Here is a 21,919-nt window from a genome sequence, read left to right on the forward strand (position 1 = left end):
GTTTCCTCCTGCCCGGTCAGCGACCGGTCGTGGGGGCGAAGAAGCGGCTGATCAGGCGGGCGACGACGTTCAGGCCCATCACGATCATGATGAGGATGAGCGCCGCCGTCCAGGCCCGGTCGATGGCGAATTCCGGCGGGACGCCGGGCTGGGTGAGCTGGTAGTAGGCGTACACGGGCAGGGTCGCCATGCGCCCGTCGAACGGATCGAAGTTGGTCGCGTTGGCGATGCCCACCGTGATGAGCAACGGGGCCGTCTCCCCGATCACGCGTGCGATGGCCAGGGTCACCCCCGTGGCCAGTCCCGCCATGGCGGTCGGGACGACCACCTTGATGATCGTCCGCCACTTGGGCACGCCCAAGGCGTACGCCGCCTCCCGCAGTTCGTTCGGGACGAGTTTGAGGATCTCCTCCGCGGAGCGGACGACCACCGGGATCATCAGCACCGACAGCGCGACGGCGCCGGCGATGCCCAGGCGGATCCCTGGGCCGAAGAAGATGACGAACAACGCGTAGGCGAACAGTCCGGCGACGATCGACGGGATGCCGGTCATGACGTCGACCAGGAAGGTGATGGTCCGCTTGAGCCGGCCGGTGCCGTACTCGACGAGGTAGATGGCGGTCATCAGACCGATCGGCACGGCGATCAGCGTGGTCCAGCCGGTGATGACCAGCGTGCCCATGATCGCGTGGTACGCGCCGCCGCCCTCTCCGACGACTCCCAGCAGCGACCAGGTGAAGAACTGACCGTCGAAGCGCTGGGCACCGCGGCGGACCACCTCGTAGACCAAGCTGACCAGGGGCACCATGGCCAGCCCGAACGCGCTGAGGACGAGGCAGGTGACCAGCCGGTCCTTGGCTGTCCGCGCGCCCTCCAGCGCCCGCGACAGGCCGTAGAGGAGCGCCGTCCCCAGGACCACGGTGCCGAGGGCGAGCACCGCGACGTTCGAGTCCGTCGCCAGGTCCATCAGCAGCATGACGGCGAAGGCCACGGCGAAGGCGCCCGGTGGCACCCAGCGCGGGAGCCGCCGGGTGCGTTGCACGGTCCCGCGTCCGGAGGGCGTACTGCCGGCCGGCGGACGCACCGGGGTGACGGTTCCGGTCATCAGTTGGCTCCGGAGAAGTCGGCGCGGCGGTTGACGACGTACCGGGCGGCCATGTTCACCGCGAAGGTGATGACGAACAGCACCAGGCCGCTGGCGATCAGGGTGTTGACGTCGATGCCGCTGGACTCGGGGAACTGCAGCGCGACGTTGGCCGCGATCGTCGACGGGTTGCCGCTGCTGATCAGGTTGAAGGTGATGCCGCCGGACACCGACAGCACCAGCGCGATGGCCAGGGTCTCACCGAGGGCACGTCCCAGACCCAGCATCGAGCCGCCGATGATCCCGGATCGGCCGTAGGGGAGGACGGCCAGTCGGATCATCTCCCAGCGCGTCGCACCGAGGGCGAGCGCGGCTTCGCGGTGCAGCGTCGGTACCTGGCGGAACACCTCCCGGGTGATGGCGCTGACGATCGGCAGGATCATGATGGCCAGCACCAGGCCGGCGGTGAACATCGTCCGGCCGGTCGCGGAGGTGGGGCCGGCGAACAGGGGGATGAAGCCGAGGTTCTCCTCGAGCCAGCGGAAGAACGGAACGAGCCGGGGGGCCAGCCAGTAGATGCCCCAGAAGCCGTAGACGATGCTCGGGATGGCGGCGAGCAGGTCCACGAGGTACCCGAGCCCCTGGGCGACCCGACGCGGGGCGTACTGGGTGAGGAAGAGGGCGATCGCCACGGCGAGCGGTGTGGCGACGATCAGTGCGATGACCGCGGCCAGCAGTGTGCCGAACAGGAGCGGCGCGATGTAGGCGACCAGGCCCTCACCGCCGGGGATGTCCTCCGCCGGTGCCCGCAGCGCCGGGGTCGCCTCGACGACGAGGAAGGCCGCCACCCCGGCCAGGATCACCATGATGAGGATCCCGGCCCCGCGAGCGGTTCCGGAGAAGACCCGGTCGCCGCGGCGCATCACCTGCTTCGGACGCGTGTCCGGCGCATGCCGGGTCCCGGTCACGGGTGCTCCATCCGGAGGTATGGCAGATGTCCCATCGTCGGGTGTCGCTTCCTCGTCAGCCGGCCGCGACGGCGTCGATCGCCGTCAACGCCTGGTCGCGGAGCCGATCGGAGATCGGGGCGGAGCCTGCCACCAGGGCGGCGGCCTCCTGCCCCTCCTCGCTCACCACGTAGCCGAGGAACGCGCGGACGAGTTCGGCGGTGTTCGGATCGTCGTACGTGACGCACCCGATGTGGTAGCTGATCAGCACGATCGGGTACTCCCCCGACCCGGCTGTGTCCCGGTTGACCTCGATCGCGTAGTCGTGTGGTCCGCGCCCCTCGAGCGGCTGGGAGTTCTCGACGACGGCCGCGGCGGCCTCGGCACTGGGCGCCACGTACTCGTCTCCCACCCGGATGCGCGCGACACCGAGATCGCCCACCTGGCTGAGATCGGCGTATCCGATGGTGCCGTTGCCGGCGCGCACCGCGCCGACCACTCCGGAGTTCCCTTGTGCCGCCTCGCCGCCTGGCACCGGCCACGAGCCGTCGACCTCGTGCGGCCACACCTCGCCCGCCGCCTGGTGGAGGTAGTCGACGAAGTTCTCGGTCGTGCCCGACTCGTCGCTGCGGTTGACCGGCGTGATGCCGAGGTCGGGCAGCTGGACGCCGGGGTTGTCCTCGACGATCGCCGGGTCGTCCCATCGGGTGATCCGCTGGTCGAAGATGCCGGCCATGGTCGTCGGCGACAGATCGAGCTCGTCGATCCCCGCGACGTTGTAGACCACGGCGATCGGTGCGATGTAGTTGGGCAGCTCGAAGACGCCGTCCGAACCGCAGCGCTGCTCGGCCTTGCCGAGTTCCTCGTCGTCGAGGTAGGCGTCGGAGCCGGCGAAGTCGGTTCCCCCGGCGAGGAACTGCTCGCGGCCCCCGCCGGAGCCGATGGGGTCGTAGTCGACGCTCACCTCGGGCTGGACCCCGGCGAAGCCGGCGGTCCAGCCCTGCATGGCGGCCTGCTGGGCGCTGGAGCCGGCACCCACGAGGGATCCGCTGTACTGCTCACCCGCCCCGGGCGCAAGGTTGCGTTCGTTCACGGCCGCGCAGCCCGTGAGCGGGACGCTCGCGGCGAGCACGAGGAGGGGCAGCGAGCAGGAGCGCACACGGACGGACCGCACCCAACCACCCTTCCGCGATGAACCGGTCATGAATGTCCCGGTGAACGACCCGTGACGGTAGGGACGGAAGATTGACGGCCACCCCCCAGCCGGTGAACGGAAGATGAACGACGCGATCGGCGCGGGTTCCCCGCGCCGTGCCAGGCCGTCCGGGTGGCCGGGGTCACGTCAGTCGGCAGGCCCCTGCAGCAGGTAGCCGGAACGCCCCACCGTGGTGATCAGCCGCGGTCGATGGAGGTCGTCCCCGAGCCGGCGGCGGAGCCTGCGCACGTGCACGGAGACGGTGTTGGACGCCGACGGCGCGGTGCGACTCCACACGGCCTCCCAGAGCTCCAGCTGGCTCACCACGCGCCCCTCGTGCGCCATGAGGAAATGGAGCAGCCGGAACTCCTGCGGGGGCAGGGCCACCAGCGCGCCGCGGAGCCGAACCGTGCCGGCGTCGGGCGAGAGTTCGAGCTGCCCGCAGCGGACGGTCTCGTCCTCGCGGGTGGCGGGCAGGAGGGCGGACACGAGGGAGACGAGCCGGGGGGCCCGGTAGGGCCGGGGAACACAAGCGACCGCGCCGGCGTCGAGGGCAGCGCCCGCGAGCTCCGAGTGCTCGGCGTCCACCGCCACGATCACCGGGATGTCGCAGCAGCGGTCGAGCAGTTCCACCACGGTGGGCGCTGGCACGTCCGCCGTGTCCGCACGCAGGAGGACGACGTCGGGGCTCGTCGCCCCGGCGATCAGGAGCGCTTCGGCGGCCGACGTGCAGATCCGCACATCGAGCCGATGACCGGTGTCCTCGAGCAGGGCGGCCGCCCCGGGGTCGGGGTCGACCACCAGCAGCATTGCGCGTGCCCGTGACCTCGCGGCGCCCGAGGCCGACTGGCCCTTCGGGAACGCCGTCACCGTCGACCGCAGGCTGTTCATGGTGCTGGCAGCAAAGCGGCCGAGGGTGTTGCAGGAGCGGCGCCAACGTGAACGGCCGCTGAACATCCTCGGTGGGGACGACGACCGCCGCCTCCCCGTGGAGGGTCCGGGGACCTTTCACGGGCCGCCGGCGGACCGCCGAGGTCGACGGGCGTGTCGGCAACGTTCGTCGTCCGTTCACCTGGCGCGGTGCATCGGTTCACCGCTGCTCCCTAGCTTTCGGGCCGTCCGTACCGCTGCCCGGTCTCCCGGGCAGAGACAGAGAGGCTCATCCGTTGACGACCAGCACCCTGCGCCGCGGTTCCGTACCGGCGGCCGCCGTGCTCTCCCTCGCCCTTGGTCTCAGTGCCTGCGGCGGTTCCAACGAAGCGGACGCCGGCAGCGGCGACTCGGCTCTGTCCGGGGAGGTGCTCGTCGACGGCTCCTCCACGGTCCAGCCGCTGACGGCGGCCGCGGGTGAGTTCTTCGCCGAGGAGGAGCCCGGTGTCAACGTCTCGGTCGGCACCTCGGGCACCGGCGGCGGCTTCAAGGTCTTCTGCCAGGGCGAGACCGACATCTCGAACGCCTCGCGCCCGATCAAGGACGAGGAGGCCGCGCTCTGCGAGGAGAACGGCATCGACTTCACCGAGCTCCAGGTCGCCACCGACGCCCTGACCGTCGTCGTCTCCGCCGACAACGACTTCATCAGCTGCCTGACCACCGAGGAGCTGGCCACCCTGTGGGGGCCGGACGCTGAGGGCACCGTCACCACGTGGGACCAGGTGAACCCCGAGTTCCCGGCCGAGCGGATCGAGCTCTACGGCCCCGGTACCGACTCCGGGACCTTCGACTACTTCACCGACGAGATCAACGGTGAGGAGGGCGTGAGCCGTACCGACTACAACGCCTCCGAGGACGACAACGTGCTCGTCCAGGGTGTGTCCGGCTCGGCGAACGCGATCGGCTACTTCGGCTACACGTACTACGAGGAGAACGCCGAGGCGCTCAAGGCCGTCGAGATCGACAGCGGGGAGGGGTGTGTCGCGCCCAGCGCCGAGACCGCGCAGGACGGGTCCTACACCCCCTGGCTCGTCCGCTGTTCATCTACGTCTCCAACCGCTCGGCGGCGGACAAGCCCGAGGTCAAGGCGTTCGTCGACTTCTACGCGACGAACGACGACCGGATCGCCGAGGCGGCCCAGTACATCCCGCTGAACGACGAGCAGCGGGACGAGCTGGAGTCCGCGGCCGCGTCGATCGGCTGACCGGAGCCGCTCGACCGTCCGCACCCCGGGCGATGAACACATGTGGGCGATGAACGACAGAGGAGCGTCGTGACCATCACGGCAGACGGGGGTCCCCCGCGGCGGGGACCCCCGGAGCAAGCGGGGCGACGGGTTCGACCCGACGTCCCTCCGCCGCCAGTCACCTCGCTACGGCGAGCGGGCCGTCATGATCGTGCTGATCGCGGCGGCCCTGCTCTCCGTCCTGGTGACCGTCGGCATCGTCGTGTCCCTGCTCATACCGGCGTTGTCCTTCTTCCGCGAGGTCAGCGTCGGAGAGTTCCTCTTCGGCACGCGGTGGTCGCCGCGGTTCACCGGCCAGGAGTCCTACGGCGTCCTGCCACTGGTGACGGGCACCGCCTGGACGACGGCCATCGCCCTCCTGATCGCTGTCCCCTTCGGTCTCGGGGCGGCGATCTACCTGGCCGAGTACGCCCGCCCGCGCGTCCGCAAGGTGCTCAGCCGGTCCTCGAGGTGCTCGCCGGCATCCCGTCGGTGGTGTACGGGTTCTTCGCCCTCGCCTTCGTCGCCCCGGTCATCCTCAACGACCTCCTCGGTCTGGACGTCGGCACCTTCAGCGTGCTCTCGGCCGGCCTCGTCCTGGGCATCATGATCATCCCGACGGTGGCGTCCCTGTCCGAGGACGCGATGTCCGCCGTCCCGGATTCGCTGCGCCAGGGATCGCTCGCCCTCGGCGCCAACAAGATGCGCACGACGCTGCGCGTCGTGTTCCCGGCTGCCGTCTCGGGGATCGCGGCCTCCATCGTGCTGGCGTTGTCGCGCGCCGTCGGCGAGACGATGATCGTCGCCTTGGCCGCGGGCACCCAGGCCCGGATGGTGAGCGGGCCCACCGAGGTGGGGCAGACGATGACCGGCTTCATCGCCCAGACCGCGACGGGCGAGAGCACGCCCGGAACGCTGACCTACAACACGCTCTTCGCGGTGGGTCTGCTGCTCTTCCTCATCACGTTCGTGGTCAACATGATCAGCATCCGGCTGGTCCGTAAGTTCCGGGAGGCGTACTGATGGCCACCATCGGTCAGCTCGCCCAGGCCGCCCGCCCGCTCAGGACGGAGCGGAACGGCGATCGGAGCCCCGCGTCGATCGGCTTCCTGGTCGCCCTCTGGGTGGCCCTGGCCTTCGCGGTGCTGACGCTGGTGGTCTTGCTGGTCACCTCGTTCATCGATGCACTGCCGCGGCTGGACGGCGCCCTGTTCACCAACTACTCGTCGCAGGTCTCCCCGGAGACCGCGGGTGCTCGGGCGGCGATCATCGGATCCTTCTGGGTGATCGGTGCAACGGCCGTCCTGGCCATCCCGCTGGGCATCGCGGCGGCCATCTACCTCGAGGAGTTCGCCAATCCGGCGCGCTGGTACAACCGGCTGATCGAGGTGAACCTGCAGAACCTCGCGGCCGTGCCGGCCATCGTCTACGGCATGCTCACCGCGGGCCTGGCGCTCACCATCGGACTGCGACGGGGCGTCGTCCTCGCCGGGGCCATCGCCCTGGCCCTGCTGATCCTGCCGGTCGTCATCATCACGACCCGTGAAGCGCTGCGCGCGGTTCCAGCCGAGATCCGCCAGGGTTCGCTGGCGCTGGGCGCGACGCCGCTGCAGACGGTGTGGCGGCAGACCCTTCCGTCGGGAATCCCCGGTATCGCGACCGGGACGATCCTGGCGCTGTCACGGGCGCTCGGCGAGGCCGCCCCGCTGCTGCTGCTCGGCGGACTCGTGTTCATCCGCTACGACCCCGACGGACTGTTCTCGGGGTTCACGACGATGCCCATCCAGATCTTCAACTGGGCCGGTCAGCCACAGGTCGCCTTCCAGCAGGTCGCTGCGGCGGCGATCATCGTCCTGCTCGGCATGCTGCTCCTGATGAACGCCCTGGCCATCGTGATCCGCAACCGCTACCAGAGGCGCTGGTGACCTCGGACCGGCTCGCCTGCCCGCACCCCTCCCACGGACTGGACGCATCATGACCAGCACGCAGACCTCGACCGCGCCCGCGCCGGCCGCGGACACCACCTCCTCCGACGGCGGCGCGCCCACGAACGAGCCGCCCCGGCCCCATGTCGAGGCGCAGGGCGGTACGGGACGTTTCCTGCCGGAGACCCCGACCCCGGTCATCGAGTGCGAGAACGTCGACATCTACTACGGCGCCTTCCGTGCGGTGAACGACGTGTCGCTCGTGTACGGGCGCAACGAGATCACTGCGATGATCGGCCCGTCCGGATGTGGGAAGTCGACCGTGCTCCGGTGCCTGAACCGGATGAACGACCTCATCCCCGGCGCGCGGGTGACGGGGCGCGTGGCCTACCACGGGCAGGACATGTACGGCTCGGACGTGGATCCGATCGAGGTCCGGCGCCGGATCGGCATGGTCTTCCAGAAGCCCAACCCCTTCCCGAAGTCGATCTACGACAACGTCGCCTACGGTCCGCGGGTGACGGGCATGAAGGTCGAGTCGATGGACGACCTGGTCGAGCAGGCGCTGCGCGGGGCGGCGCTGTGGGACGAGGTCAAGGACAAGCTCAAGCAGTCCGCCTACGGGTTGTCCGGCGGTCAGCAGCAGCGCCTGTGCATCGCCCGCACGATCGCGGTGCGGCCCGAGGTGATCCTGATGGACGAGCCGTGCTCCGCGCTGGACCCGATCGCCACCGCGCGCATCGAGGACCTGATGGAGGACCTGCGCAGGGACTACACGATCATCATCGTGACCCACAACATGCAGCAGGCCGCCCGCGTGGCCGACCGGACGGCCTTCTTCACCGCGCAGGCGGCGGAGGGCACCGGCGACCGGACGGGCCAGCTGGTGGAGTTCGACCTGACCACGAAGATCTTCTCCAACCCCGCCGACAAGCGGACCGAGGACTACATCTCGGGCCGGTTCGGCTGATCGGAGGGCACCGATGGGCGAGCGCGACGACCGTCCCGCGGACGAGGGCAGTGAGGAGGGTCCGCGGGAGCAGCTCGCTCGCAACGCGGCCGAGGGAGGCGACCCCGGTTCCGTCAGCGACCGCAAGCATGACAGCCTGATCCCCCAGGAGGGGCCGGACCCCGGCATCGGTCCCGATTGAACCGCTTCGCCATGGGGTGAGGGTCAGGGGGCAGTGGTCTCAGCGGCCGGGCGCGTCCAGGCGACGTCGACGGCGTACCGGGTGAACCCCCGGCCCTCGTAGAGCCGCACGGCCGCCGCGTTGTCCTCCTCGACGTAGAGGAGCACCTCGCGCAGCCCCCGGCCGCGCAGGTGGGCCAGCCCGAGGTCGGTCAGCGCGCGGCCCAGGCGCATGCCCTGCGCATCGGGGTCGATCCCGAGCACGTAGACCTCGCCCACGGCCTCCGGCCCGGCGTCCCCGGGCGGGTGGACCTTCGTCCAGTGCGAGCCGAGCAGCTCGCCGCCTGCGTCGGGATCCCCGCGCCAGGCCATGAGGAAGCCGGCGGGGTCGAACCACGGCTCCGCCTCGCGCAGCTCCAGGTCCGCCCGCGACATCCGGCCCTGCTCCGGGTGCCAGGCGAACGCGCGGGCGTTGACCCGGAGCCAGGCCTCCTCGTCCCGGCCCGGCCGGAACGGCTCGACGTGCACGTCGTCGGGCAACCCGGGTGGCGGGGCGGGGTCGACGTCGTCGAGCGGCATGCGCATCTGCAGCAGCACGCGGGCGCGGGTGAAGCCGCGTGATCCCAGCAGCGCCGCCGAGCCGGGCAGGTCGCCGTGCGCCCAGATGCTCAGGGGAGCGGGACCGGCCAGCTCCAGGACGCGGCCGAGGAGGGTGCTGCCGAACCCCCGGCGGCGGAGATCCGGGTGCACGACCAGCTCGGCCACGCCGTCCTCCAGCCGGGCGTAGCCGGCCAGCGCGGACCCGTCCCGGACGACGACGTCGTGACCGCCGGGGGAGCGGTTGCGCAGCCGCAGCTCGGCGTCCTCCGACAGGGGGCGCACACCGTCGGCGGCCGCGGCCGCGTCGAGCAGCGACAGCACCTCGGGGACGTCGATCTGCTCGCTCACCCGGTCATCAGACCAGTTCGGCGTCGGCCCGCTCCTCCGAGGTGGTGGCCCGGGCCGCCTTGGCGGTGGCGTCGGCAACCTGCTGGTCGAGCTTGTAGCCGACGTTGCGCACCGTGCCGATCAACGCCTCGTGCTCGGTGCCGAGCTTGGCCCGCAGCCGCCGCACGTGGACGTCGACGGTCCGCGTGCCGCCGAAGTAGTCGTAGCCCCAGATCTCCTGGAGCAGCTGCGCCCGGGAGAAGACCCGGCCGGGGTGCTGCGCCAGGTACTTCAGCAGCTCGAACTCCTTGTACGTGAGGTCGAGCGGCCGGCCGCGCAGCTTGGCTGAGTAGCTGTGCTCGTCGATGACCAGCTCGCCGGCCTGCGTGACGCCCCGCTCCCCGCTGTCCGTGGGTGCCGCGGCGGCCAGGCGTCGGGCGGTCGCCCACCTCAGCCGGGCGTCGACCTCGGCCGGGCCGGCGGTGTCGAGCAGCACGTCGTCGACACCCCAGTCCGCCGACAGCGCGACCAGGCCGCCCTCGGAAAGGACGGCGACCAGCGAGGCGGCCACGCCGGTGGAGGAGAGCAGGCCGCAGAGCGTGCGGGCCTGGATGAGGTCGTGGCGGGCGTCGACGAGCACGACGTCGCCCGAGTCGCCGTCGAGCAGGCTGGACAGCTCGGGCGCCACCACGCGCACCTGGTGGGCCAGCAGCCCGAGCGCGGGCAGCACCTCGGTGGTGGCCTGCCGGGCGGCCGTCATGAGCACGAGTCGCATGTCATCTCCTCGAACACTCGTCGACGGCGCTGTCGAGATGAGTCCGCAGGATAACCGATCACCGCGGTGCCGTTCCGCTCGTCGCGCGGAAGGTGGGGCCGGTGCGTGTCACGATCCAGGGGTGAGCTCACCGGTGGAGGCGCAGGAGGCGGTGCCGACGGCGCGGGCGCACCATCTGCCGGCCGCCGGGCTCGCCGGCGTGGCGGTGGCGCTGCTCGTCGGCCTGCCCGAGCTCTTCGGGGACATCGGCCGGCTCGCCGCCGTCCTGGTGCTGCAGCTGGGCCTGGTGCTGTCGTGGGTGCTGGTGACCGGTGTCGAGGGCTTCGCCGGGTCCCTGGCCGTCGGCGCGGCGGCCGCCGTCGCCGCCGACCTGATCCTCGGGCTGCCGGAGGACCCGACGCTCGGCGGACTGCTCGTCGTCCTCGGTGTCGGCTTCGTGGCCGCGGTCCTCCAGCAGATGCTCCGGCGGCCACGGCACCACCTGGTCGCCTCGCTGTCCGGCGTCGTGCTGCTCCTCTGCCCCGTCGTCGCCCTGGCCGCGCTCCTCCTGCTGGGACGGGCATCCGGCGCAGGGCGGGCCACGGTGGCACTGCTCGCCGTGGGCGTCGCCCTCGTCGTCGGTCACCTCGTGGACCTGGTCCTCCCGCGCCCGCGGGTCGCCCCGGGCGTGCCGCGCGGCGTGCTGGGGCTGCTGCTGGCCGTGCCGGCCGCGGCGGCCGTGACCTGGCTCGGTCGCGACCTGGGCGACCTGTCCGGTCCGCAGAGCGCCCTGGTCTTCGGTGCGATCCTGGGCGCGGTCGCCGGCTTCTCGGCTCTCGTCGCCAGCTACGTGGCCGCGGAACGGCGGAGCGCGGCGGAGTCGCCCTGGGCCCTCTCGGTCATCCAGGCGGCCCTCCCGCTGGCCGCGTGCGGTCCGGTCGCGCTCGCGCTGCTGACCGTGCTGTGAAGGCGCTCCTCGTCGTCCTCCTCCTGCTGCTGGGGGTGGCGTTCGTCGCCGACCGGGTGGTCGAGCGCTGGGCCGAGGGATACGTCGCCGACCAGCTCGTCGAGCAGGCCGGCCTGGCGGCGGCCCCGGAGGTGGACGCCCGCGGCTTCCCGTTCCTGACCCAGGCGGTCGCGGGGCGGTACGAGGACGTGCGCATCTCGTTGAGCGCCGAGGAGCTGCGGCAGCCCGAGGGCACCCGCGCCGACGTCGTCCTGCGGGGCGTGCAGGTGCCGCTGTCGAGCGTCGTCTCGGGATCGGTGCAGGAGGTTCCGGTCGACCGCATCGACGGGACGGCGACGCTCTCGTACGCCCTGCTCTCCGAGCAGCTCGGCCGGGACACCGAGCTGACCCGGGACGGGGACGGCCTGCGCATCACCCGAACGGTCGAGGTTCTCGGCCAGGAGGTGCGGCTCTCCGCGGTGGGGCAGGTGAGACTGGACGGCGGGGCCCTGGTCGCCGACGTGCGGGAGGCCTCCGGGGCGGGCGTGGAGGTGCCGGGTTTCGTGCTGGATCGGGCGGTCGACCTGCTCGACCTGCGTCACCCCGTGCCCGCGCTGCCCTTCGGCCTGGAGCTCACCGGTGTCCGGCCGGCCGAGGACGGCGTGGTCATCGAGGTCGAGGCGACCGACACCGTGCTCCGTGCGCCGGAATAGCGCGCCCGCGCCGGAGGGTTGGTGCCGGGGATGAGCGGGATCGGAGCGGGCGTCCTCGTCGCGGCGCTGGTGGTCAGCGTCGTGGCGGCCTGGTGGCTGCGCACGCGCAGCGGAGCCGTCCGCGCGATCGGGGAGGGATCGGTGACGACGACGGTGTTCCAGCGGCTCGGCGTGCAGCCGGGCGCGGCCGCCCTCACCGTGGTCCAGTTCTCCACCGCGTTCTGCGCACCGTGCCGCGCGACGAAGGCCCGCCTGCAGCAGCTGCAGGCGACCCGGCCGTCGCTCGCGGTGGTGCACGTCGACGCCGAGAGCCACCTCGACGAGGTGCGCGAGCTGGATGTCCGCCGCACCCCGACGCTGTTCTACCTGGACCGGGACGGACGGGTCCTCGGGCGCAGCAGCGGCGCACCGCAGGCCGAGGAGCTGACCGCTCTCGTGGACGCCCATACGGGGGCGACCGCGTGATCGGCTACTCTCGCGCCGTGGGCACCCTGCTGACCTCTCGCCGCACAGTGGACCTGTGCCGCGTCGGCAGCTGCCTCTGTCCGTCCTTCTGAGGACGGTTCCCGACCGTCCAGACGCGCCCTGTCCGCCGTCCGAAGGTCTGCTGCTCCCATGACTGCACCTGCCCGTCAGGTCGACGTGCGTGCCCCGCGCTTCGCCGCGGCTCTCACCTCCGTCGTCCTCGCCGTCGCGCTGCTCACCGGCAGCGGATGGCTGGTCGCCGCGCAGGCGGCCGCCTTCGCCGTCGGTGCGTTCGCCGGCCTCCGGGTCGCGCCCTACGGGGTGCTCTTCCGCGTCCTCGTCGCGCCCCGGCTCGGTCCGGTGCGCGAGCGGGAGCCGGAGGCGCCGCCGCGTTTCGCCCAGTTCGTGGGACTGCTCTTCGCCGTCGTGGGTGCGGCCGGCTACCTGGCCGGCGCGCCCGTCGTCGGCGCCGTCGCCACCGGCCTCGCGCTGGTCGCGGCTCTGCTCAACGCGGTCACGGGCTTCTGCCTGGGCTGCGAGCTCTACCTGACCGTCCGGCGGGTCCTGCCGGCCCGCACCTGACCATCCGCACACCGAACTATCCGGAGGAATCCATGAGCCGCAACGACGTGCTCGTCACCGCCGACTGGGCGCAGGAGAACCTGGGCACGCCCGGTCTCGTCTTCGTCGAGGTGGACGAGGACACCAGCGCCTACGACGGCGGCCACCTCGAGGGTGCCGTCAAGCTGGACTGGAAGAAGGACCTGCAGGACCCGCTGCGCCGCGACTTCGTCGACAAGTCCGGCTTCGAGAAGCTGCTGTCGGAGCGCGGCATCAGCAACGACGACACCGTGATCCTCTACGGCGGCAACAACAACTGGTTCGCCGCCTACGCGTACTGGTACTTCAAGCTCTACGGCCACCGGGACGTCAAGCTGATCGACGGTGGCCGCAAGAAGTGGGAGCTCGACGGCCGCCCGCTGTCGAAGGACCCGGTGGAGCGCCCGGCCACGCAGTACCAGGCCCAGGACCCGGACCTGTCGATCCGAGCCTTCCGCGACGAGGTCGTCTCCTCGATCGGGTCGAAGAACATCATCGACGTCCGCTCGCCCGACGAGTTCTCGGGAAAGATCCTCGCTCCTGCGCACCTGCCGCAGGAGCAGGCGCAGCGCGGCGGGCACGTGCCGACCGCGAAGAACATCCCGTGGAGCAAGGCGGCCAACGAGGACGGCACGTTCAAGAGCGACGAGGAGCTGGCCAAACTCTACGAGGAGCAGGGCTACGACGACAGCAAGGCGACCATCGCCTACTGCCGGATCGGTGAGCGCTCCAGCCACACCTGGTTCGTGCTGCGCGAGCTGCTCGGCAAGCCCGACGTCAAGAACTACGACGGCAGCTGGGTCGAGTACGGCTCGCTCGTCGGCGTCCCGATCGAGAAGTGAGCTGACCTGACATGTGCGGAGCACCGAAGCAGGGCGGTTCCCTCGCGGGCATCGACCTGACGACCCAGACGGTCATCCAGGGGCAGGTCTGGCACGACGGCGCCCCGGTGGCCGGTGCCTACGTCCGGCTCCTGAACGACACCGACGAGTTCACCGCCGAGGTGGTGACCAGCCCCGAGGGCGAGTTCCGGTTCTTCGCCGCCCCGGGGCAGTGGAAGGTCCGCAGCCTGGCGCCGGTCGGCAAGGGCGAGCGCGCGCTCGACGCCGAGGTGGGCCTGAACGAGACGACCATCGTCATCGACTGACCGATCGATGATCAGGGTCCCTGATCGAGACGGGTCCTCCCTCACCGCCGGAGGTGGGGGAGGACCCGTTGTCGTGAGGGAGGACGCCGCTCCCGGGCGTCAGAGGCCGATGAGCCCGGCGAGATCGGCCATCGCCCGGTCGAAGTAGCGGTCGCCGTCCTCGACCGATCCGACGAAGTGGCCGAAGAGCTCGAAGCTGATCGTCCCGTACAGCGAGCTCCAGGCGAGCAGCGCCCGGACGCGGACCGCCTCGTCGAGCGCCGGGTGCTCCCCACCCAGGACGGCGACGGCGTCGTCGCTGACCAGGTCGGGATCCCGCTCGCCGGAGCCGTCGGGGAGCAGGCCGGCCCGCGCCGCCTCGCCCAGGATGTTCCCGAGCACGATGCCGACGCGGGACGCCGCGGGCACCGTGTCCTCCGGAGCGGAGTAGCCCGGCACGGGGGAGCCGTAGAGCAGCGCGTACTCGTGCGGGTGGGCCAGCGCCCAGGCCCGCACCGCCCGGCAGACCGCGAGCCACCGCTCCGCGGGCGCCGTTGCCGGGTCGTCGGCCGCCTCTGCGGCGGCGCCGAGGGCGTCGTAGCCGTCGATGATCAGCCGGGTCAGCAGGTCGTCGCGGCTGGGGAAGTACCGGTAGATCGCGGACGACGCCATGCCGACCTCCCGGGCGACGGCCCGCAGCGACAGGGCGGGCGCGCCGACCTCGGCGAGCTGCCGGCGGGCGGCATCGGTGATCTCGGCGGTCAGCTCGGCGCGGACCCGCTCGCGGACGTTCGGCACCGAACCAGGATGTCACTCCGAGACCATTGTTCGCAATCGTGAGCACTGCTCTTGACAGCACTCCGCAGAGCTGCGAGCGTCGCTCCCAAGCGAGAGCACCGCTCTCGCAATGATGGGAGGAACTGTCATGGCACTGCACGTGATCGTGGGCAAGGGCCCGGTCGGCACGACCACCGCCGAGGAGCTGCTGCGACGTGGTCACCAGGTGCGGGTGCTGTCCCGCAGCGGCGGCTCCTCGACGGCGGACGTCGAGCACCGGACGGTGGACGCCACGGACGCCGAGGCGCTCACGGCCGCCGCACGCGGGGCGGCAGCCGTCTACAACGCGGTCAACCCCGCGTATCACCGCTGGGCGACCGACTGGCCGCCGGTCGCGGCGGCGCTGCTGACCGCGGCGGAGCGGACCGGCGCCGTGCTCGTGACCATGTCCAACCTCTACGGCTACGGCCGCCCGACGGGTCCGATGACCACCGGCTCCCCGCTCGCCGCCACCGACCTGAAGGGCCGGGTGCGGACGCGGATGTGGCAGGAGGCGCTCACCGCGCACGAGGCGGGCCGGGTCCGGGTCACCGAGGCCCGCGCCGCCGACTTCGTCGGACCGCAGGTTCCGGCGGACCACTCGCACCTGGCCCGCCAGCTGCCGGCGCTGCGCAGGGGACGGCACGCCTGGGTGGTCGGCGACCCCGACGTGCGGCGGAGCTGGGCCTACCTGCCCGACGTCGCGGCCACCCTCGCGGTGCTCGGCACCGACGAGCGCGCATGGGGCCGCGCCTGGCACGTCCCGAGCGCCGCGCCGCGGACCCAGCGCGAGGCGCTGGGCGACCTCGCCGCCGCCCTCGGGGCGCCGCCCGCCAAGGTCAGCGGCATCCCCTGGGGGCTGCTTCGCGCCGTCGGACTCGTCGTGCCGATGATGCGCGAGGTCGTCGCCGTGCGGCACCAGTTCGACCAGGAGTTCGTCATCGACGCGACAGCTACGGCGCAGACGTTCGGCCTCACCGCCACCCCGTGGGACGAGGTCGTGGAGGCAACCGTCCGCAGTGCCCCCGTCCCGGCCTGAGGCCCGCAGGGACGGGCGTCAGGCGGCGACGATCCAGACGGCAGCGGCGACCGCCGGCGCGAGGCCGAGCAAGCACCAGCCCACGGGCATGCGGCGGTCGAGCGCCATGCCCGCGCAGGCCACCGCCCCCATCCCGGTCAGCGAGGTGACGATCAGGCCGGGAACCGAACCCCGGAGTCCTGACCACCCGGCACCGGCTCCCCAGGCGGAGAGGACGACGAACCCCGCGCAGAACGCGGCGAGCACGCATCCGTAGACCGGTGCGAGGACGCGGCCCGACAGGGCCAGGTGCCGACGTTCCCAGGGCGCCATGCCGGTCGGCCTCCTCGACCCTCGGACTCGCTCGACATCAGGATCGCGACCATGATGCCCGCCCGCTCGCTTCCCTCGGGGCGAGCGTCATTACCGTGGGGCTCATGCTGTCCGCCTGGGTCCTCGTCGGGAGCGCGGCCGCCGCGGCGCTCGCCTGTGCGTGGAGCGCCGTCCGGCTCGCGCGCCGTCCGCCGAGGGCGCGGCGATGACCGGGCCCACGGAGCTGCCGGTGCCCGACACCGTCGACGTCCGCAGCGGACCGGAGGTGTCCGACCAGCTGCTCTCGCTCCTTCCGCTGCTGGGCGAGTGGCACGGCGAGGGCGTCATGACGGGCACCGCGGCCGGGTCCGCACAGGACGTCCGGTTCGGCCAGTGGATGCGCTTCAGCCATGACGGCCGCGGTTTCCTGGCCTACGAGTCGCGCACCTGGCGGCTCACCGACGAGGGGAGGATCGTCGGTCCCGACGTCCGGGAGACCGGGTTCTGGCGGCCCCGCGGCGACGACGACGTCGAACTGCTGACGGCCAGTCCCGAGGGGCTGGTCGAGATCTACGTCGGCCGCGCCCGGACGACGACCAGCTGGGAGCTGACCTCGGATGTCGTGGCCCGCACCCCCGATGCCGCCGACGTGACCCGCGCCGTGCGGCTCTACGGGCTCGTCGAGGGGGCGCTGATGTACGCCATCGACCGCGCCGGCGCCGACGACCCGCTCCGCCCCACGATGTCCGCCCGACTGGAGAGGCTGCGATGACCACCCCCGTCAGGTCGCCGACCGCTACGTCGAGGCCCTGAGCGACCTGAACCCCATGGTCGCCACGCAGCTGGGCACCCGCCCCGACGACGACCGGTTGCCCGACCTCAGCCCGGCCGGCCTGGCGGCCGAGGAGGCGCTCGAGCGCGAGACGCTGACCGAGCTCGACCGGGTGCTGGCCGCCGATCCGGCCCTGGACGACGACCCGATCGAGCGACGCTGCGCCCGCCTGCTGCGGGAGCGCATCGGCGCCGAGCTCGCCGCCGCCGAGGCGGGGGAGGGCTACCTGACGCTGAACAACCTGTTCAGCCCGGTGCACTCGATCCGCCAGATCTTCTCGCTGATGCCGGCCGTGACGGAGGCGGACTGGTCCGTCATCGCCCGGCGCATGGCGCGCGTGCCCGAGGCCCTCCGCGGCTACCGCGCGACCCTCGAGGAGGGCTGCCGCCGCGGGCTGGTCGTCGCCCCGCGACAGGCGGAGACCGTCGTCGCGCAGTTGGACGAGTGGCTGGCCGGGCCGTACTTCGCCGGCTTCGTGGGCACCGGGCCGGAGGCGCTGCTGCCCGAGCTCGTGTCGGCCGCCCGCGCGGCCGACGAGGCCGTCGCGGAGATGCGGGACTACCTGCGCGACGTCTACGCCTCCCACACCGAGGGGACGCCCGACGCGGTCGGTCGCGAGCGCTACGCCCGGGCGGTGCGCCGGTGGACCGGCTCCGACCTGGGGGCCGGGACCGGACTCGAGGACGCGTACGCCTGGGGCTGGTCGGAGCACCAGCGGATCCTCGCCGAGCAGCGGATCGAGGCGGACAAGGTGCTGGGCGGCGCGACTCCCATGGAGGCCATGCGCTGGCTCGGCGTCAACGGGCCGGCGGTCGAGGGCGTGGACGCCGTCCGCGAGCGGCTGCAGGCGATGATGGACGAGGCGATCGCCGCCCTCGACGGCACGCACTTCGACCTCGCCGAGCCGGTCCGCCGCGTCGAGGCCATGATCGCGCCGCCCGGCAGTGCCGCCGCGCCGTACTACACGCGCCCGGCTCAGGACTTCTCCCGTCCCGGACGGACGTGGCTGCCGACGCTGGGTCGCACCCGGTTCCCGCTCTGGGACCTGGTGTCGATCTGGTACCACGAGGGCGTCCCCGGCCACCACCTGCAGCTGGCGCAGTGGGCGTACGTCGCCAAGGACCTGTCGACCTACCAGGCGTCGCTCGGCTCGGTCGGGGCGAACGTCGAGGGCTGGGCGCTCTACGCGGAGCGCCTGATGGACGAGCTCGGTTACCTCACCGACCCCGGCGAGCGCCTGGGCTTCCTCGACGCCCAGCAGCTCCGCTCGATGCGCGTGGTCGTCGACATCGGCATGCACCTGCAGCTGCCGATCCCCGGCGACGCCGACGGCGTGCTGGCCGACCACCGGGGCCGGCCGTGGACGCCGGAGCTCGCGCGCGCCTTTCTCGGGGAGCACTCGGGAGCCGACGTGGCCTTCCTCGACAGCGAGCTGATCCGCTACCTGGGCATCCCGGGGCAGGCGATCAGCTACAAGCTCGGCGAGCGGGCCTGGCTGGCCGGGCGCGCGGCGGCCCGGGCCGCCCGAGGCGACGCCTTCGACCTCAAGGCGTGGCACATGGCCGCCCTGTCACAGGGTTCGCTCGGCCTCGACGACCTCGAGGCCGAGCTCTCGCAGCTCTGAGAACGGGCGGGCCGCCGCTCAGACGGCCGCCGGCGACGGGTTGATCGGGTCGGCGTTCACGCGGTCGTGCGGCGCCGCGGGAGCCGCCTCCAGGCCGTCCGCGGTCAGCACGTCGGCGATGCAGCCCGCAGTCCCGCCGACGTACGTCGTCCGCAGGTCGATGTCGGTGACCACCAGCCACGCGCGGTCGGCCGGCCACCAGAGGTTCGCGCTCTGCTCGTGCGGCTCCGGGGCGAGGTTGCGGACGGCGTCGCCCACGGCGCCCCGTACGAGGACGACGTCCTGCCCGCCCCGGAGGAGCAGCTGGGGAACGCCCTCGAGGGCCGCGGCGTCGAAGCCGAACCCGGCCCACCGGCCGAACACGCAGTCCTGCGGCGTGCCGGTGTGCCGGGCGAGGACGGCAGCCAGCCGCGCGGCGACGGCCACCGGCAGGTGCCCCTCGCTCGGGGCGTCGTCCCACACCGGCGGCTGGCTGTCGGACCCCAGGTACTCCCAGCTGCCGGTGACGCACTGCCACTGCATGTGGGGGTGCGCGACCGTGCCGTTGTGCGCCGCGACCTCGGCCCAGGACACCTCGACGTCGGCGTCCCCGACGTAGCGCACGGCGGGATGGAAGACGCGCGCGTAGGCCTCGAAGACGGGGGGCACGAGAGCGGAGACGGTGCCGGGCTCGCCGCGACGACGGCCGGAGGACACCCAGACGCCCGCGGAGACGTCGCCCTCGATCGCGAGACCGCCCAGTTCCATGAAAGGCAAAGTACCCGGAGAACGGACAACCTCCGGGCTGCTCCGCGGCGCTCCCCGGAGCGGGGGGCTGCACGCGGGCCGACTGGACAAGTGTCGGCGGCCCGGAGGTCGGGTGACTGTCCGGTTCTCGCTCGCCGCCGTACGACGGACGGGCGATCATGCCGTCGCTCAGATCCTGTCGCCGTGGCGCAGCGTCTGAACGGGCGGCCCATCTGGACGGCGGCTAGCGGACAGCCACCTCACGAGTCCTGTAGCTCAGCAAAGTTACGGACCACCTCCTCTCTCGTGTACGACGACGGTACGTCGGCGCGGAGACGGCCAGCAAGCACAATTGTCAGCCGTCGGCGAACGGCCGTGCGGTCCGGCCCGGCGGCGGAGCGCCCTCCCAGTCGGGATCGTGCTCGGCGCGGTCGTCCACCGTGTCCCAGGCGTCGGGGATGCCGTCCCGGTCGACGTCGCTGCGCTCCTCCTCGTACATGACCTTGTACCGCCGGTTGCGCAGTCGGAGGATGACCGTCGCCAGCGCGGCTGCCGCCAGCGTGCCGAAGAGGATGCCGACCTTGGCGTGGTCGTAGCTCTCGCTCTCCGCCCCGTAGGCCAGCTCGGTGATGAGCAGGGAGACGGTGAAGCCCATCCCACCCAGCAGCGCCAGGCCGACGACGTCGGGCCAGCCGAGGTTCTCGTCGAGCTGGGCGCGCGTGAACCGTGCCACCAGCCAGGTGGCGGCCGTGATGCCGATCGCCTTGCCGGCGACGAGGCCGACCATGATGCCGATCGCGATGCTGTCGCCGAGGGAGGCGCCCAGCCCGGACAGGCCGCCGATGGTGACCCCGGCGGAGAAGAACGCGAAGATCGGGACCGCCACGCCGGCCGAGATCGGCCGGATGAGGTGCTCGAAGTGCTCGGCGAGCCCGGGGCCGGCGTCGGGGCCGCCTGCGGCGTCGCTGCGGACCACCGGCACGGTGAAGGCCAGCAGGACCCCGGCCACCGTGGCGTGCACCCCGGACTCGTGCATGAGCACCCAGCAGAGGAGGGCCAGGGGCAGCAGCAGCCACCAGGACCGGATGCGCTTCTGGACCAGGAAGCCGAAGAGGGCCAGCGGTGCCAGCGACAGCAGCAGCGCCACGACGTTGAGCTGCGCGGTGTAGAAGACGGCGATCACGACGATGGCGAGGAGGTCGTCGACCACCGCCAGGGTCAGCAGGAAGGTGCGCAGGGCGCTGGGCAGGTGCGTGCTGATGACCGCGAGGACGGCGAGGGCGAAGGCGATGTCGGTCGCCGAGGGGATCGCCCACCCGCGCAGTGCGCCTTCGGGGCCGCCGAGGTTGAACAGCACGAAGAACAGGGCCGGCACCGCCATGCCGCCGACCGCGGCCGCGATCGGCAGCGCGGCGCGGGCGGGATCGCGGAGGTCACCGGCGACGAACTCGCGCTTGAGCTCCAGCCCGGCGACGAAGAAGAAGATCGCGAGCAGGCCGTCGGCGGCCCAGGTGCCGAGCGTCAGGTCCAGGTGCAGGGACGCCGGCCCCACCCGCGTGTCGCGCAGCGTCTCGTAGGCCCCGGCCCAGGGGGAGTTCGCCCACACCAGCGCGATGAAGGCGGCGACGAGGAGCAGGGCACCGCCGACGGTCTCCTTGCGCAGGACGGAGGCGATCCGCTGCGTCTCGCGCCACGAGCCGCGGCCGAGGAGGCGGGTGGAGGTGCTTGTCATGGAGGCGGCTCCGGTACAGGGGGTCGGTCGAGGAAGTTGCCGACCAGACTTCCCGGCGCACCGGGGAAGACCCTACCGGCAGAGCAGATCCTGCACTCTCGCCGAGAGGCCTCCGTCACCGCGCCGGACACCGTCCAGTGTGTGCACGGTCGCGGCCCCGCGCACCCCCGACAGCAGCCACACGGCGTCGGCGGCGTGCAACTCGTCGACGGTGCCGGGCGTCACCGACGTCGGCCAGCCGTCGTCCGCGGCGCGAGCGAACAGCCGGGCCATGGTCGTGCCGGCGAGGATGCCGGTCTCGAGCGGCGGCGTGTGGAGCGTGCCCCCGCTCGCCCACACCACGGTCGCGGTCGGTGCCTCGAGCAGCCGCCCCTCCAGCGAGGTGAAGACGACGTCGTCGGCGCCGAGGCGGTGCGCGTGGCGGAGCGCCGCCATGTTGACCGCGTAGGACAGCGTCTTCGCCCCGCCCAGCAGCCACGGCGCCGCTGCGCGGAAGTCGGCGGGGACGCCGAGACCCAGGCTGACCACCGAGATGCCCTCGGCCCGTTGCCGGATCGTCTCGGCCGGCACCGGGGCGAGGACGGCGAGCGCGGTCGGTGGCCTGTCCTGGCCCGAGCCGCGGGTGAGGTACATCCGGCAGGCGCCCTCCTCCTCGACCGGCCAGTCGGCGAGCAGGCTGTCGAGCAGGGCCCGCCAGACGGCTTCCCCGGGTCGGCCAGGTCGAGCAGCGCCGCCGAGCGGGCGAGCCGGGCGAGGTGGGCCTCGAGCCACGGGGTCCGGCCGGCGACGACGTCCACCGACTCGAAGACGCCGTCGCCGCGGCCGAGCCCCTGGTCGAAGGCCGACACGACCGGCTCGAGCGCGGGCACGCGCACCGCGCTGCCGTCCCGCCA

At 72.3% G+C, this 21,919-nt stretch carries 26 protein-coding genes; 14 read left to right on the forward strand and 12 right to left on the reverse strand.

Annotated features, from left to right (window positions below; genetic code table 11):
• Positions 1-16 precede the first annotated feature (16 nt).
• The 4 genes from pstA (MVA48_RS18275) to MVA48_RS18290 all read right to left on the reverse strand — a co-directional run bounded on the left by pstA (MVA48_RS18275) (position 17) and on the right by MVA48_RS18290 (position 4,117).
• Positions 17-1,105: a phosphate ABC transporter permease PstA gene (gene pstA, locus MVA48_RS18275; protein ID WP_246982289.1), complete on the reverse strand. Its 1,089-nt coding sequence runs from the start codon at positions 1,103-1,105 to the stop codon at positions 17-19.
• Positions 1,105-2,052, reverse strand: a complete 948-nt coding sequence (gene pstC, locus MVA48_RS18280; RefSeq protein WP_246982290.1) for a phosphate ABC transporter permease subunit PstC — start codon at positions 2,050-2,052, stop codon at positions 1,105-1,107. Before pstC ends, pstA (MVA48_RS18275) begins: the two co-directional genes overlap by 1 nt.
• Positions 2,053-2,107: 55 nt before the next feature.
• On the reverse strand, positions 2,108-3,205 hold the full coding sequence (pstS, locus tag MVA48_RS18285) for a phosphate ABC transporter substrate-binding protein PstS (protein ID WP_246982291.1): 1,098 nt from the start codon (positions 3,203-3,205) through the stop codon (positions 2,108-2,110).
• 168 nt (positions 3,206-3,373) lie between these two features.
• Positions 3,374-4,117 (reverse strand): response regulator transcription factor, encoded by a 744-nt coding sequence (locus MVA48_RS18290; protein ID WP_246982292.1) that lies wholly within the window; start codon positions 4,115-4,117, stop codon positions 3,374-3,376.
• A 275-nt stretch (positions 4,118-4,392) separates the two neighbouring features.
• On the opposite strand from MVA48_RS18290, the gene MVA48_RS18295 reads away from it, so the two are divergent.
• Positions 4,393-5,310: a PstS family phosphate ABC transporter substrate-binding protein gene (locus tag MVA48_RS18295; RefSeq protein WP_246982293.1), complete on the forward strand. Its 918-nt coding sequence runs from the start codon at positions 4,393-4,395 to the stop codon at positions 5,308-5,310.
• A gap of 218 nt (positions 5,311-5,528) precedes the next feature.
• On the opposite strand, the gene MVA48_RS18300 is transcribed toward MVA48_RS18295, so the two are convergent.
• Positions 5,529-5,693 (reverse strand): hypothetical protein, encoded by a 165-nt coding sequence (locus MVA48_RS18300; protein WP_246982294.1) that lies wholly within the window; start codon positions 5,691-5,693, stop codon positions 5,529-5,531.
• Between the two features lie 159 nt (positions 5,694-5,852).
• Between MVA48_RS18300 and MVA48_RS18305 the strand changes: the two genes are divergently transcribed.
• Genes MVA48_RS18305 through MVA48_RS18320 form a run of 4 tightly spaced genes read left to right on the forward strand, consistent with a single transcriptional unit; the run spans position 5,853 to position 8,457 of the window.
• Complete coding sequence (locus tag MVA48_RS18305; protein ID WP_246982296.1) at positions 5,853-6,404, forward strand: PstC family ABC transporter permease; 552 nt, start codon at positions 5,853-5,855, stop codon at positions 6,402-6,404.
• The gene (pstA, locus tag MVA48_RS18310) at positions 6,404-7,306 is read left to right on the forward strand and encodes a phosphate ABC transporter permease PstA (RefSeq protein WP_246982298.1); all 903 of its coding nucleotides are present in this window, start codon (positions 6,404-6,406) and stop codon (positions 7,304-7,306) included. The genes MVA48_RS18305 and pstA (MVA48_RS18310) overlap by 1 nt, the downstream gene beginning before the upstream one ends.
• Before the next feature lie 49 nt (positions 7,307-7,355).
• Entirely contained in the window at positions 7,356-8,276 is a 921-nt protein-coding gene (gene pstB, locus MVA48_RS18315) for a phosphate ABC transporter ATP-binding protein PstB (protein WP_246982300.1), read from the forward strand.
• Positions 8,277-8,289: 13 nt separating this feature from the next.
• Positions 8,290-8,457 (forward strand): hypothetical protein, encoded by a 168-nt coding sequence (locus MVA48_RS18320; protein ID WP_246982302.1) that lies wholly within the window; start codon positions 8,290-8,292, stop codon positions 8,455-8,457.
• 23 nt (positions 8,458-8,480) lie between these two features.
• Here the strand turns inward: MVA48_RS18320 and mshD are convergent, their stop codons facing one another.
• Both mshD and MVA48_RS18330 read right to left on the reverse strand, forming a co-directional pair.
• Positions 8,481-9,383, reverse strand: coding sequence for a mycothiol synthase (gene mshD / locus MVA48_RS18325; RefSeq protein WP_246982304.1), 903 nt, complete (start codon positions 9,381-9,383; stop codon positions 8,481-8,483).
• A 7-nt stretch (positions 9,384-9,390) separates the two neighbouring features.
• Positions 9,391-10,137 (reverse strand): winged helix-turn-helix domain-containing protein, encoded by a 747-nt coding sequence (locus MVA48_RS18330; RefSeq protein ID WP_246982306.1) that lies wholly within the window; start codon positions 10,135-10,137, stop codon positions 9,391-9,393.
• Positions 10,138-10,258: 121 nt separating this feature from the next.
• Between MVA48_RS18330 and MVA48_RS18335 the strand changes: the two genes are divergently transcribed.
• From MVA48_RS18335 to MVA48_RS18360, 6 genes are all read left to right on the forward strand, one after another.
• Positions 10,259-11,083 (forward strand): hypothetical protein, encoded by an 825-nt coding sequence (locus tag MVA48_RS18335; protein ID WP_246982308.1) that lies wholly within the window; start codon positions 10,259-10,261, stop codon positions 11,081-11,083.
• Complete coding sequence (locus tag MVA48_RS18340) at positions 11,080-11,775, forward strand: LmeA family phospholipid-binding protein (protein ID WP_246982310.1); 696 nt, start codon at positions 11,080-11,082, stop codon at positions 11,773-11,775. The genes MVA48_RS18335 and MVA48_RS18340 overlap by 4 nt, the downstream gene beginning before the upstream one ends.
• A gap of 30 nt (positions 11,776-11,805) precedes the next feature.
• Entirely contained in the window at positions 11,806-12,240 is a 435-nt protein-coding gene (locus MVA48_RS18345; protein WP_246982312.1) for a TlpA family protein disulfide reductase, read from the forward strand.
• 150 nt (positions 12,241-12,390) lie between these two features.
• Positions 12,391-12,822: a DUF4395 domain-containing protein gene (locus MVA48_RS18350; protein WP_246982314.1), complete on the forward strand. Its 432-nt coding sequence runs from the start codon at positions 12,391-12,393 to the stop codon at positions 12,820-12,822.
• A gap of 32 nt (positions 12,823-12,854) precedes the next feature.
• Positions 12,855-13,682 (forward strand): sulfurtransferase, encoded by an 828-nt coding sequence (locus MVA48_RS18355; RefSeq protein WP_246982315.1) that lies wholly within the window; start codon positions 12,855-12,857, stop codon positions 13,680-13,682.
• 11 nt (positions 13,683-13,693) lie between these two features.
• Positions 13,694-13,987, forward strand: coding sequence for a DUF1416 domain-containing protein (locus MVA48_RS18360; RefSeq protein WP_246982316.1), 294 nt, complete (start codon positions 13,694-13,696; stop codon positions 13,985-13,987).
• A 99-nt stretch (positions 13,988-14,086) separates the two neighbouring features.
• Here the strand turns inward: MVA48_RS18360 and MVA48_RS18365 are convergent, their stop codons facing one another.
• Entirely contained in the window at positions 14,087-14,764 is a 678-nt protein-coding gene (locus MVA48_RS18365; RefSeq protein ID WP_246982317.1) for a TetR/AcrR family transcriptional regulator, read from the reverse strand.
• 127 nt (positions 14,765-14,891) lie between these two features.
• Between MVA48_RS18365 and MVA48_RS18370 the strand changes: the two genes are divergently transcribed.
• Positions 14,892-15,821: an NAD-dependent epimerase/dehydratase family protein gene (locus MVA48_RS18370; RefSeq protein WP_246982318.1), complete on the forward strand. Its 930-nt coding sequence runs from the start codon at positions 14,892-14,894 to the stop codon at positions 15,819-15,821.
• Between the two features lie 18 nt (positions 15,822-15,839).
• On the opposite strand, the gene MVA48_RS18375 is transcribed toward MVA48_RS18370, so the two are convergent.
• Entirely contained in the window at positions 15,840-16,133 is a 294-nt protein-coding gene (locus tag MVA48_RS18375; protein ID WP_246982319.1) for a hypothetical protein, read from the reverse strand.
• 205 nt (positions 16,134-16,338) lie between these two features.
• Here MVA48_RS18375 and MVA48_RS18380 point away from each other — a divergent pair, with 205 nt between their 5' ends.
• Together MVA48_RS18380 and MVA48_RS18385 are read left to right on the forward strand one after the other, a co-directional pair.
• Complete coding sequence (locus MVA48_RS18380) at positions 16,339-16,884, forward strand: FABP family protein (RefSeq protein WP_246982320.1); 546 nt, start codon at positions 16,339-16,341, stop codon at positions 16,882-16,884.
• Positions 16,885-16,939: 55 nt separating this feature from the next.
• Positions 16,940-18,568 carry a DUF885 domain-containing protein gene (locus MVA48_RS18385; protein WP_246982322.1) on the forward strand — a complete coding sequence of 543 codons (1,629 nt, stop codon included), beginning with the start codon at positions 16,940-16,942 and terminating at the stop codon, positions 18,566-18,568.
• An 18-nt stretch (positions 18,569-18,586) separates the two neighbouring features.
• On the opposite strand, the gene MVA48_RS18390 is transcribed toward MVA48_RS18385, so the two are convergent.
• The 3 genes from MVA48_RS18390 to MVA48_RS18400 all read right to left on the reverse strand — a co-directional run bounded on the left by MVA48_RS18390 (position 18,587) and on the right by MVA48_RS18400 (position 21,797).
• On the reverse strand, positions 18,587-19,315 hold the full coding sequence (locus tag MVA48_RS18390) for a hypothetical protein (protein ID WP_246982324.1): 729 nt from the start codon (positions 19,313-19,315) through the stop codon (positions 18,587-18,589).
• A gap of 334 nt (positions 19,316-19,649) precedes the next feature.
• Entirely contained in the window at positions 19,650-21,026 is a 1,377-nt protein-coding gene (gene nhaA / locus MVA48_RS18395; protein WP_246982326.1) for a Na+/H+ antiporter NhaA, read from the reverse strand.
• A gap of 72 nt (positions 21,027-21,098) precedes the next feature.
• Positions 21,099-21,797, reverse strand: coding sequence for an aminotransferase class IV (locus MVA48_RS18400; protein ID WP_371821158.1), 699 nt, complete (start codon positions 21,795-21,797; stop codon positions 21,099-21,101).
• Positions 21,798-21,919: the final 122 nt, after the last annotated feature.

It is taken from the genome of Blastococcus sp. PRF04-17 (assembly GCF_023016265.1).
In the GTDB taxonomy this organism is placed as follows: domain Bacteria; phylum Actinomycetota; class Actinomycetes; order Mycobacteriales; family Geodermatophilaceae; genus Blastococcus_B.

What these genes read in the sequence shown, in the direction of transcription:
- nhaA (WP_246982326.1), bottom strand. Translation starts at nt 21,026, where the DNA reads ATGACAAGCACCTCCACCCGCCTCCTCGGCCGCGGCTCGTGGCGCGAG.
- MVA48_RS18380 (WP_246982320.1), top strand. Translation starts at nt 16,339, where the DNA reads ATGACCGGGCCCACGGAGCTGCCGGTGCCCGACACCGTCGACGTCCGC.
- MVA48_RS18350 (WP_246982314.1), top strand. Translation starts at nt 12,391, where the DNA reads ATGACTGCACCTGCCCGTCAGGTCGACGTGCGTGCCCCGCGCTTCGCC.
- MVA48_RS18290 (WP_246982292.1), bottom strand. Translation starts at nt 4,117, where the DNA reads ATGAACAGCCTGCGGTCGACGGTGACGGCGTTCCCGAAGGGCCAGTCG.
- pstA (WP_246982298.1), top strand. Translation starts at nt 6,404, where the DNA reads ATGGCCACCATCGGTCAGCTCGCCCAGGCCGCCCGCCCGCTCAGGACG.
- MVA48_RS18375 (WP_246982319.1), bottom strand. Translation starts at nt 16,133, where the DNA reads ATGGCGCCCTGGGAACGTCGGCACCTGGCCCTGTCGGGCCGCGTCCTC.
- pstB (WP_246982300.1), top strand. Translation starts at nt 7,356, where the DNA reads ATGACCAGCACGCAGACCTCGACCGCGCCCGCGCCGGCCGCGGACACC.
- pstA (WP_246982289.1), bottom strand. Translation starts at nt 1,105, where the DNA reads ATGACCGGAACCGTCACCCCGGTGCGTCCGCCGGCCGGCAGTACGCCC.
- MVA48_RS18355 (WP_246982315.1), top strand. Translation starts at nt 12,855, where the DNA reads ATGAGCCGCAACGACGTGCTCGTCACCGCCGACTGGGCGCAGGAGAAC.
- MVA48_RS18390 (WP_246982324.1), bottom strand. Translation starts at nt 19,315, where the DNA reads ATGGAACTGGGCGGTCTCGCGATCGAGGGCGACGTCTCCGCGGGCGTC.
- MVA48_RS18370 (WP_246982318.1), top strand. Translation starts at nt 14,892, where the DNA reads ATGGCACTGCACGTGATCGTGGGCAAGGGCCCGGTCGGCACGACCACC.
- MVA48_RS18330 (WP_246982306.1), bottom strand. Translation starts at nt 10,137, where the DNA reads ATGCGACTCGTGCTCATGACGGCCGCCCGGCAGGCCACCACCGAGGTG.
- MVA48_RS18385 (WP_246982322.1), top strand. Translation starts at nt 16,940, where the DNA reads ATGGTCGCCACGCAGCTGGGCACCCGCCCCGACGACGACCGGTTGCCC.
- MVA48_RS18360 (WP_246982316.1), top strand. Translation starts at nt 13,694, where the DNA reads ATGTGCGGAGCACCGAAGCAGGGCGGTTCCCTCGCGGGCATCGACCTG.
- MVA48_RS18345 (WP_246982312.1), top strand. Translation starts at nt 11,806, where the DNA reads ATGAGCGGGATCGGAGCGGGCGTCCTCGTCGCGGCGCTGGTGGTCAGC.
- MVA48_RS18320 (WP_246982302.1), top strand. Translation starts at nt 8,290, where the DNA reads ATGGGCGAGCGCGACGACCGTCCCGCGGACGAGGGCAGTGAGGAGGGT.